General features: G+C 42.0%; 9 protein-coding genes. 2 read left to right on the forward strand and 7 right to left on the reverse strand.

Features of this window, described 5'->3' with window-relative positions; genetic code table 11:
- Positions 1-53 precede the first annotated feature (53 nt).
- The gene (locus HCR01_RS25065) at positions 54-1,259 is read left to right on the forward strand and encodes a DUF4336 domain-containing protein (RefSeq protein ID WP_193198788.1); all 1,206 of its coding nucleotides are present in this window, start codon (positions 54-56) and stop codon (positions 1,257-1,259) included.
- A gap of 76 nt (positions 1,260-1,335) precedes the next feature.
- Here HCR01_RS25065 and HCR01_RS25070 read toward each other — a convergent pair whose 3' ends face one another.
- The 3 genes from HCR01_RS25070 to HCR01_RS25080 form a co-directional block, all read right to left on the reverse strand.
- On the reverse strand, positions 1,336-1,590 hold the full coding sequence (locus tag HCR01_RS25070) for a hypothetical protein (RefSeq protein ID WP_193198789.1): 255 nt from the start codon (positions 1,588-1,590) through the stop codon (positions 1,336-1,338).
- Between the two features lie 383 nt (positions 1,591-1,973).
- Positions 1,974-2,831: a dienelactone hydrolase family protein gene (locus tag HCR01_RS25075; protein WP_193198790.1), complete on the reverse strand. Its 858-nt coding sequence runs from the start codon at positions 2,829-2,831 to the stop codon at positions 1,974-1,976.
- Between the two features lie 300 nt (positions 2,832-3,131).
- The gene (locus HCR01_RS25080; RefSeq protein WP_193198791.1) at positions 3,132-3,302 is read right to left on the reverse strand and encodes a hypothetical protein; all 171 of its coding nucleotides are present in this window, start codon (positions 3,300-3,302) and stop codon (positions 3,132-3,134) included.
- Between the two features lie 562 nt (positions 3,303-3,864).
- On the opposite strand from HCR01_RS25080, the gene HCR01_RS25085 reads away from it, so the two are divergent.
- Positions 3,865-4,809 carry a hypothetical protein gene (locus HCR01_RS25085; protein ID WP_193198792.1) on the forward strand — a complete coding sequence of 315 codons (945 nt, stop codon included), beginning with the start codon at positions 3,865-3,867 and terminating at the stop codon, positions 4,807-4,809.
- Positions 4,810-5,446: 637 nt separating this feature from the next.
- Here HCR01_RS25085 and HCR01_RS25090 read toward each other — a convergent pair.
- The 4 genes from HCR01_RS25090 to HCR01_RS25105 all read right to left on the reverse strand — a co-directional run bounded on the left by HCR01_RS25090 (position 5,447) and on the right by HCR01_RS25105 (position 9,821).
- Entirely contained in the window at positions 5,447-7,117 is a 1,671-nt protein-coding gene (locus HCR01_RS25090) for a dipeptide ABC transporter ATP-binding protein (RefSeq protein WP_193198793.1), read from the reverse strand.
- 161 nt (positions 7,118-7,278) lie between these two features.
- Entirely contained in the window at positions 7,279-7,731 is a 453-nt protein-coding gene (locus tag HCR01_RS25095) for a nuclease (RefSeq protein WP_193198794.1), read from the reverse strand.
- Positions 7,728-8,114 (reverse strand): hypothetical protein, encoded by a 387-nt coding sequence (locus tag HCR01_RS25100; RefSeq protein WP_226889608.1) that lies wholly within the window; start codon positions 8,112-8,114, stop codon positions 7,728-7,730. Before HCR01_RS25100 ends, HCR01_RS25095 begins: the two co-directional genes overlap by 4 nt.
- Before the next feature lie 27 nt (positions 8,115-8,141).
- Positions 8,142-9,821: a choice-of-anchor I family protein gene (locus HCR01_RS25105; protein ID WP_193198795.1), complete on the reverse strand. Its 1,680-nt coding sequence runs from the start codon at positions 9,819-9,821 to the stop codon at positions 8,142-8,144.
- Positions 9,822-10,116 lie beyond the last annotated feature (295 nt).

Raw genomic sequence — 10,116 nt, forward strand, 5'->3', positions numbered from 1 at the left:
TAAGAGCAATAATCTAAGATATGAACGCTCAGGGACGTAAGTCGGGGCAATAAATGCATTCGAGTAATAATCCAAAAGATTGGTCATGGAAGTTCTGGCCTGCTCTACCACTTTACCCCTACGGCAGGCGTCGGACACTATGTAAGGAAATAGTTAAAGACACTATCTGGACATTCGATCAGCTTCATGGCATTATCTACACAATCGTGCCGATTCGGATGACCATAGTCAAGCTAAAAACAGGTGGTCTTCTTGTCTATGCACCGATTGCTCCAACAACCGAGTGTGTACGCTTGGTTAATGAGTTGGTGGCAAAACACGGTGAAGTTAAGTATATTATTCTGCCTACCAGTTCTGGTTTGGAACACAAAGTCTTCGTTGGCCCCTTTGCCAGACGCTTTCCACAAGCGCAAGTTTTTGTTGCTCCGCATCAGTGGAGTTTTCCGCTAAACTTACCACTGCATTGGCTTGGCTTTCCCCAAAAACGTACTCAGGTGCTTCCAGAGAATAAAAGCCTTGCTCCCTTTATTGATGAGTTCGACTATGAAGTGCTGGATATCAACTTGGGACGAGGGGCTTTTACAGAAGTTGCTCTTTTGCATAAGCGATCGCACACTCTATTAGTAACTGATTCTGTATTGTCTGTACCAGAAGATCCACCTGAGATCATCCAATTAGACCCTTACCCTTTATTGTTTCACGCCAGAGACAATGCCTTGGAGATGATTGAGGACAGCGAAGCAAACCGTCGCAAAGGATGGCAACGTATTTCACTGTTTGCAATTTACTTTCGTCCCAGTGCGTTGGAGATCAATAAACTGGGGCAAATGTTCAGCGATGCATTCAAAGCACCACAGCGATCGCTAAAAGCATACTTTGGGTTATTCCCATTTCGATGGCAAGACAACTGGAAGCAGTCGTTTGATGCTCTCCGAGGAGAGGGACGTCCATTTGTAGCACCGATTCTGCAAATCCTCATTCTTCCGCAAGCACCGAGACAAGTACTCAATTGGGCTGATAAGGTTGCTAAGTGGGATTTTCACCAGATTATTCCCTGTCATTTTGACTCATTAATCAAGGCGAGTCCGCGTCAATTCCGACAAGCATTCACTTTCCTCGAAAAGCAACCCTCCGTAAGTGAAGACCTTTCTGCAAAAGCAAATCAGCCCTTATTGGAGAAAGACTTTAAATTCATCAGAGAACTCGAAGCCAGTCTAGTTAGGCGCGGCATCGCAACCCCAGTTAAGGAGAAGGTTTAACGCTCCTTAGAGCATGAGAGGCTCTGAAAAACTTTATCAATAAAAATATACATTACTCAAAAAAATCTGTGCATTACTAGAAATTATCCAATCTGACATCCTTCCAAATGTCAGAAACCTGCCATCCTGAATTTCCAACAGATTGAACAACAGGATTATCAATCAATGGAATATAGTTAGTTGTTCTATTCTCTAAATACAGTTCTGGTTTTTCTTCAAGCGTTGGCTCTTGGGTATTGACAATATCAGCTTGAAGATTTTGTTCTTCGGTTTCCTCCATTATCTTTATCTTATCGAGGAGGAGCTTTTCAGATTTTTTGATCAGTTTCATATTATTTGTTTGAAGTTCTAAAAATTGGACATTAAAAAAATAGCATCTGAAATACTGATTTTCAAAGAAATCAATATCATTTTTTATGCATCCTTGGTGAGCTCCGTAAAAAGCTTTTCTGAAGTCTCCTTTTGAGTAAAATTACGCAGGATATACTAGGATACAGCAAAATCACCAAAATCCCAAATCTGCCTTGAAAAGTTTCCTACAGTCGGCTTCCCGCCGTAGGAAACGTTTCCCTTATCCTACTAAAAGGGGTTTAAAACCTCATCCCCAACGCCAAAGCTGATGAGTGTGTGGGGGTATAAATCCCCTTACCTAAACGTAATTGCGTGATTGCAGCGAGGCGTAGCCCATTGCGAATTGTTTAAAGGTGTGGTTTTTTATAAAACGCCATACTGCTTAAACCATGCTTGGAGCCGTTGCCAACCATCCTTAGCTTCTGTTTCGCGGTAGGAAGGGCGATAATCGGCAAAAAAAGCGTGGGGTGCATCGGGATAGACAATAATTTCGGACTTGCTAGTGCTGGGCTTTAGGCGATTCTCGTTCCGAGACGCAAGGCGATCGCGCATTTGCTGTACTGTATCCAAAGGAATGCCCGTATCTTTACCGCCGTACAGTCCTAGAACAGGGACTTTCAGCGTAGATGCAATATCGACGGGATGCTTGGGCGTCAGCTCAGTCTGATCACCCACTAATCGCCCATACCACGCCACGCCTGCCTTGACCTTGGGATTGTATGCTGCGTACAGCCAGGTAATGCGACCACCCCAGCAGAAGCCCGTAATCCCCAATTTATCAGCATTCCCTTTGGCTGACTTCACGCCCCAGTTGACTGTAGAATCGATATCGGATAATACTTGGGCGTCCGGCACTTTAGCTACCACTTGGCGAATTTCATCAATGCTGCTTAACTTTAAAACATCGCCCTGACGTACAAACAATTCTGGAGCGATCGCCACGTATCCCAACTTGGCAAAACGACGGCAGATATCCTGAATATGTTCATGTACGCCAAAGATTTCTTGGATTACTAAGACAATCGGGAAATCTCTACCCTTTGCAGGCATTGCTCTGTAAGCAGGAATTTCACCATCTTTAACAGGAATTTTGACCGCACCAGCTACCAATCCCTGATCATCGGTGGTGATGACTTGAGCAGAAATAGGTTGTACTGCAAGGGCGAAACCTGTGGCCAGGGTGGCAGTTGCGATAAATTTACGACGCGTTATTTCTTTCATTATTTTTACTGAAAGCTATCCGGTATCGATCTTAGTCTTTCAGGAAAACATACTTTAATTTCTCGTAAGGGAAAGATTGCTTTAAATGGCTTGCTTGGAAAAGATGAGCGATCGCTAATATCACCGCACTAGCACAAAGCAGCTACAGCACCACAGCAATACTCTGTAGTCCATACTTAACCTGAATACGCCTGTACTTGCTTCTCGGCTTGCCTATAGAACCAAAGGCAATACAGTTTTGTTAAAGGGGAAATGTTTGCATTCACCCTTCCTTTTTGCCCCTTACCCTTTCCCCAACCTCTACCCAGCAACTTGGGGTTGCCAGACCACTAGGTAAACGATACTTGCCTGGTTTTCACCCAGAGATACAGATTGTAGCTTACTAGACTGAACGAGCAAAGTTTCAGGGATATGATGAAAAAAAAGCTCAACTAGCAACGCTACTGACGAGTCAGCCGGAAAATTTAGCACAGTTAATTTGGAATGCAGTAGAGCAAAACAAGAGAATTTTTTATCTGAATATATACCTCTTTTGTCAGACAGTAAGAAGTTTAATTAGTGAAATCCTCTCGTAGTAGTATTTTTGCACAATTGTTCTTTTTAAAGTTGATATTAGAGGTTAAAACTTCAAACTCTTTAATAGTAAGACTTCCAAAAATTGTCACCATTATAGTCATGTGCATAAACCCAAGGCAGGTTAGTTAAGGCTTGATCTCCACAAAGAGAAACTATGCCCTTTTTAAGAATCATAGTTAGAGGAATCTCCGTTCGCATAGCGTCCCCTAGCCTTACCGAAAAGCCAGCTACGCGCGGTATCGAACACATAAAAAGGTAAGTAGAGTAGTCAACATTACGAACTGAACTATATTGTTTTTTAATCCGACTTATCAGAATTTAGTTTGCAGTTAAACAACAATAAAGGCAACTTATATATACAGCTAAAGGTAGAGGTTGGTTTTCTTCTCTCTACTTAAAATTAAATTAGTTACAAATACCATACTGTGCTATAAGTTAAGTTCTAAAAATGATTAATATGTCTAATCTAGTTAAAAGTAATTCGGAACATAGCACAAATCAAGATAAAACTCTATCAATAGAAGTTGAACTTGCTCTGATTATAGATAAACTGAAAAATGGTGTTTGGCTATTTGGTATACCATCTTGGCTTTTTGGAATAACTGATAGGAGTATAGCTGCATTTGCAGATGGTTATTTATCTCCTATAGAAATTTTTCAGCTATTTACAGCTTCTTTCTTTTTTCTGAGTTGGCTATATCTTAAACCTGGAGAGAGCTTTAATAGCAACGATTTAGAACCCAGTCAATATCAAGAATATTTATATCGGACTCAAGTTGACAAGCTGAAGTTAAAAAACCGACACATGATTAGTCAGGAGTATATTCTACCTTTTCCTTATATGTGCCAAATATACCATCTCCTGAATTTAAAGCATTTGGAGAAAGTTCACGGATTTAGTTTAAATAATTTAAAAATCTTAAGTATTAGCTATTTCCAACCAACAAATATCGGTGGAATAATCAAATTTAAAACACTTTTGGATTCTCCTGTCAATGCTCTGCGAATTTGGCGGCAACCAATTATTGAAGTAGATTTAATTTTACATACTCCCTATACTGTTGAATTAAATATTCCTGTCTACGATAACAAAAGAATAGTTGTCATATTTCATGCTTTCCCTTTAAATGACACAGAACATCAATTCTTTATAGATATTTACAGCGATTTAGAGTGGCCAAAACCTTTGCTGCAAATAATTTTGCATTTTGCTTCTTGTTTGACACTATTTGAAGATTTGCCGTATTTACGTGCTTTAGCCGATAGAAATATAGAGCGCTCATTCAACTTAAATAGGGCTTCAAATCACGAAACTATGTTGCTGTTTAAAAGATTCGTTGAACTGTATGGTTCAAGTGGGGAAACTAAATTAATTGAGGGAGGGGATGATACTAAGTTATGAGTCCTGAGTAAGTAAGTATAATTAAATAAAAATCCTAGTTCGTAGTGAGCGATGAATCGCTCAAAACAAGGATTGTCAGGACTAAAGTCCTGACTACAAACTTTAATTTATTTACGCCTAGCTACTTAGCAATAAAGGTCTATCAATAGCTAGCCAAATAAAAACAGGACTTACGCACTCAGATCCCCCAACCCCCTTAGAAAGGGGGCTTTAGACGTTCCCCCCTTAAAAAGCTACGGTGTACACACAAGTCTTTTAGAGTTGCCCCACAGGCTTTTGATCCCCCCAACCCCCCTTCAAAAGGGGGGCAAAAACCTCTCAAAGTCCCCCTTTTGAAGGGGGATTTAGGAGGATATACAACGATTTTGGTTTTGTACACAGATGTGTGTACACCGTAGCCTTTTTAAGGGGAGCCAGCGCGGTCTTCTCCCAAGGGGAGACGCAATCATGCGATGGGGTCTCCCCAAGTGGAGCGACTGGCGTGGGCTAGGGGGGATCTAGGTTTCAGGCTTCAGTGCGTAAGTCCTAAAAAAGTTTATACTTTGACAACTAGCTATGAGAAAGAAAGCAAACATAATCTGATTTGCTGTTGGAAAAAAACTCAGAACTCAAAACTTATTAATCAGCACTAACTTTGTTAGGCGCGTGCAAGTAAGGGAGCGGCTGCTAGTAAGGTTTTGGTATAGGGGTGTTGAGGATTAGCAAAAATCTGTTTTGTAGGGCCTAGTTCTACAATTTTGCCACTATTCATGACGGCAATCCGATCGCACAAAAATCTCGCTAACCAAAGGTCATGTGTGATAAACAAATACGTTAACTCAAATTCTTCCTTTAATTCCAACATTAAATCCAATACTTGCGACTGCACGCTAGCGTCTAACATACTCACAGGTTCATCACAAATCAGCAGTTTGGGATGAGTAATCAAAGCGCGAGCGATCGCTACTCGTTGCTGCTGTCCACCAGATAAATCAGCTGGATAACGTTGATAATACACTTCTGGTGGTGTTAATCCCACTTTCTGAAGCATTGATAAAACTTGTGCTTTTGCTTGAGCAGCATCAGCAAGGTTGTGGATAAATAAAGGATCGGCGATACTTTCTCCCACTGTCATTGCTGGATTAAGACAAGCGTGGGGGTCTTGAAAAATCATTTGTATTTGTCGCCGTGAGGAACGAATTGCTTGGCGCGACAAAGTAGTTAAATCTTGTCCCAAAAACTCAACTTTACCACTAGTGGGACGAATTAGCTGCAAGATTGTTCGTGACAGCGTACTCTTACCACAACCTGACTCCCCAACTAAACCGAGAATTTCCCCTGGATAAAGATCCAAGTTAATATCATCCACTGCTTTAATTGTCTGCCCTTGTGCCTTAAATAGGCGTTCGATAAAGTTAGGTTCTATGGTATAATATTGCTTGAGTTCTGTAATGTGTAAAATTGGAGATTGCTCATTAATAATTGGTAATAGCTTTTCTCCCTCATTGGCAATTACCAACTCTCCATGATTATCCACTGCTTGAATATGCAAAGCTGCTTTTAAGAGCGATCGCGTGTATTCGTGTTGAGGTTGCCTAAATACAGATGCCGTCGCACCCATTTCAACCATTTTACCGTTATACATCACGCCAATGCGATCGCAATACTCCGCCACCATTGCTAAATCGTGGGAAATCAGCAGCAATCCCATATTTTCTTGAGCGCACAGTCGAGTTAATTCTTGCAATATCTGCGCGGAGACGGTGACATCTAGACTAGTTGTCGGTTCATCGGCAACAATTAACTTGGGGTTAAGCAGGAGAGCAAGGGCGATCGCTACTCTTTGTCGCATTCCACCGCTAAACTCATGAGGATACTGATTCCAGCGACTAGCAGGAATCTTCACTTTTTCTAGTGTCGCAAGTGCTTTTTCTTTGGCTTCTCGTGTCGATAATTCTGGTGAGTGCGCCTGGAGTGTTTCGATGCAATGCTTACCAATAGTCATCAAAGGATCAAGACGCGTCATCGGATCTTGAAAAATCAGCGCCACAGCTTCCCCCCGAAATTTTCGTAACTGAGGTGGCGTTAAATTAAATACCGATTGTCCCTGAAATATTACCTGTCCCTCAACGCGACTAGAGTTTGGTAGTAGGCGCATGACTGCCCGTCCTATGGTAGACTTACCACAACCAGACTCTCCCACTAGTCCCATTCTTTCGCCTGGTTGGAGAGTGAAAGATACATCATCAACTGCCCAGCTTGGTTCTTCTCCACTCCGCTGAGGATAGGCAACTCGCAGATTTTCGATACAAAATAAGGCTTTACTCATACTTAGTTGTCAGCCCTGGGCTATCGGCTTTGATAATTTCAAATTTAAGATAGTGTATCAGATTAGTAAAACTAGCTGTTCTAGGGGATTACTACTGAGAGAAAGTCTCTCAGAAACAGCCGAAATCTTAAGCAGGATAGGAGTGCAGTCTTAGCCCATACTCAACTTGTCGTGATATTCTGCCATAATTCTGCTGGAACAAACCTAGATAAATGACCAATATTTGTTGTTGCAATCACAATCTCTGGAACAGCAAGAGTTACAGCTTGGGCTACTAAAATCATGTCACCGTCAATCGTCTTATCACTCGCGGTTGGTTGGCCTTGTTGACGAGCTTGCGCCCAGCATAGTGCAGCTTGACGCATTGCAGCCGTTGTAATGGGCAGATATTCTAGCAACTGAGCTAATTCATTTAAGCGAGCAACACCTCTGACTTTGTTTGCTCGCAATAACTCTCGGCGAACTTCATAATCAGCGATTTCTGGAATGATAACTCGACTACCTAATGCAATGAGTGTTTGAACCCATTGAGCACACGCAACACTTTCAGAAGAAAGTTTTAGATTTGTGACTAAACCAATCGGCCCTGCATCCAACAGTATCACCTGACTCACCAAGTTACACCCTTTAACTCAAGAGGAAATAACTTACGATCAGACAATCGATCTTCATCTAAGGCATGAATTAAATACTCTCCTGTTTCTTGCTGCTCCTTAGCATCATCCTCATCAATCCAAGACTGAAGCAAATTAACTAGCTTGGATTGTTTCTCTTTCAGAAGAATGTGATTTGTAATAATCTGCAACGTATATGCCTCAACCGAAAGCCCTTGCTCTCTAGCTTTTTGTGCAAGATACTGTTCTAATTCTGGTGATAAGTTAAGGGTTAGCGTCATGAGTCTCTTTTGAGTGACACCATACATTCTAAACTTGTCAAACTTGAAAGATTTGGTTCTCAGTGCTGAGTCCTGAGCAGAAAATTTTCCCTCAGTACTCATTGCTTAGCACTGTTTTAGTGAGTTTTTCTATCGTGTTCGCTTAAATTTCAGTAACCCCATTGAAGCAACTGCTACTAAGCCTAGAATAGCTCCAGGTTCGGGAACAGATTTGACATCATCAGGAACGTTAATTGAAAAGAGCGTTGTTGTTCCACTCACCTCATTAGCTGTAACCAGTAACGGCTGACCATTGGGGCTATCTGCGGCGGAGATTAAAAGTAGACCTTCCGGGCCTAAATCTTTGATTGCTGGGTTAGTTGTCCCATCTAGCAAAGTTGGTTCAGCCGTGAAGTCACGGTTGTTTACGTAGTCTATAAAGACAGGGTTTTGCGGATCAGTAATATCGTATGCCATCACGCCACCAATGCGCTCCAGTCCGATGAAAGCATAAAAGCGATCGCCAATTTTGGCAATCTTTACATCCTCTGGTTCCGGCCCCTTATCATCGCTGCGGGTATCGAAACTGTTTTCATTGTTATTAGAGTTGAAGAAATCGGGTAAGCGCTGGGCAGTAATCTGCTCAAAGTCGTCGCCACTGTCGTAGACTGGCTTGAGTGTGCTGGTAGCCTCATCCCACTCCCAAATTGTGAAGGAGCGAGCTCCAAATGCATAGATTTGCTCAAATAGACCATCACCATTCAAGTCGCCTAAAGTATTGGTTACTGTTAAGCGACCCAGATTCTCAGGGCGTTTTAGCTCATCGGCATTGGCGAACACATCGGGGTTGAGTTGATAGCGAGCATTACCTAATCGTAACTCTTCGCTAAAACCGTCATAATCGCGAGCATCCCCTTCATTGGCTGTGACAATGTAAGTCTTACCATTGACGGTGTAAGAGGTAATACCATCTGGTTGGTACATACCTAGAATGGGTCTGTTGGTAATATTAATAGCGTCATCGCGATCGCTAGTATCAATTTCATTTCCTGGCAGGCTATGATCCTTAAAGCCCAAAGGGATAATGTCGGTAAACATATTATTAATTAAATCAAGTGTTGCGATCGCATTGTTTTCCTGCAACGCCACCCAAGCCTTAGTAGAATCTTGAGAAACGGTGATGTATTCTGGCTCTATATCTTTTGCCACGGTGGCATTAGGGCCAAAAATCCGTACTCCGTTATCCCGTAACTGATCAATCTGGCTGTTGAACTGGTTAAAACCAGCATTGATTACACTAAAGTCCGCTAAATTGATGATGCTAACTGAACCTTCGGGATCAACAGTATAATCATCACCTGGCTGACCCTCATTTGCTACCAGTACACGAGTGCCATCTGGTGTAAAGGTCAGCATATCAGGCAGGACTCCAACATTAACGGAGTTAACTAAATCACCATTAGCGTTAAAAAATACAGCCTTGCCCAAATCTAAAGGGTCAACTGCTTCAACTGCTGCTGCAAGCAGGCCATTTTTAAAAGCGACGCTGTTAGCTCCATTACCGAAGGGTGTGATATCAATGTTAAATAGCAACGATGGCTGAGTCGGATCGCTAATGCCTATTACATCAATAGTCTTGTTTTCTCCATTGACGACAAACAGCCGTTGAGTAATTGGGTCATAAGTCGGGATTTCAGCACCCCCAGCATCGAAAAGACCCGTGCCATAAGTGCCGATAGGTTTGAGCAGCATTGCCTCTGCTGGAGCCGCCAGTACTCCCAATAAAAGAGCGGATGGAGCTATAAAGCCGATAAGCTTTTGGATGGTCATGATCTCAATGAATGATTAAAATGTTGGAAGTCATCACGCAGGATAGGATGAACCAACATCTACAGGTACATCCGCAAGCTATCGGTTATAGGTTAAGTAAGTTAAGAGTTTAGGTTAAGCAAAGGTAAAGAGGTAGTACTTTCACGGATTCTTCACTTAGGAAAGATTACACTTTATCTCAAATTTGTACTCTTAATACCCACATTCCGCAGGTAAGAGAGGAGATCAATGGTATTTTTGGTGAATGACACCATCAGGATCACAAATAAGAGTACAAGATATTGACCACTGTGGG

It is taken from the genome of Nostoc sp. MG11, assembly GCF_014904695.1.
Classification (GTDB): Bacteria; Cyanobacteriota; Cyanobacteriia; order Cyanobacteriales; family Nostocaceae; genus Komarekiella.

Coding starts and splice junctions, on each gene's coding strand:
- HCR01_RS25085 (WP_193198792.1), top strand. CDS start 3,865: ATGTCTAATCTAGTTAAAAGTAATTCGGAACATAGCACAAATCAAGAT.
- HCR01_RS25105 (WP_193198795.1), bottom strand. CDS start 9,821: ATGACCATCCAAAAGCTTATCGGCTTTATAGCTCCATCCGCTCTTTTA.
- HCR01_RS25070 (WP_193198789.1), bottom strand. CDS start 1,590: ATGAAACTGATCAAAAAATCTGAAAAGCTCCTCCTCGATAAGATAAAG.
- HCR01_RS25065 (WP_193198788.1), top strand. CDS start 54: ATGCATTCGAGTAATAATCCAAAAGATTGGTCATGGAAGTTCTGGCCT.
- HCR01_RS25100 (WP_226889608.1), bottom strand. CDS start 8,114: ATGAGTACTGAGGGAAAATTTTCTGCTCAGGACTCAGCACTGAGAACC.
- HCR01_RS25075 (WP_193198790.1), bottom strand. CDS start 2,831: ATGAAAGAAATAACGCGTCGTAAATTTATCGCAACTGCCACCCTGGCC.
- HCR01_RS25090 (WP_193198793.1), bottom strand. CDS start 7,117: ATGAGTAAAGCCTTATTTTGTATCGAAAATCTGCGAGTTGCCTATCCT.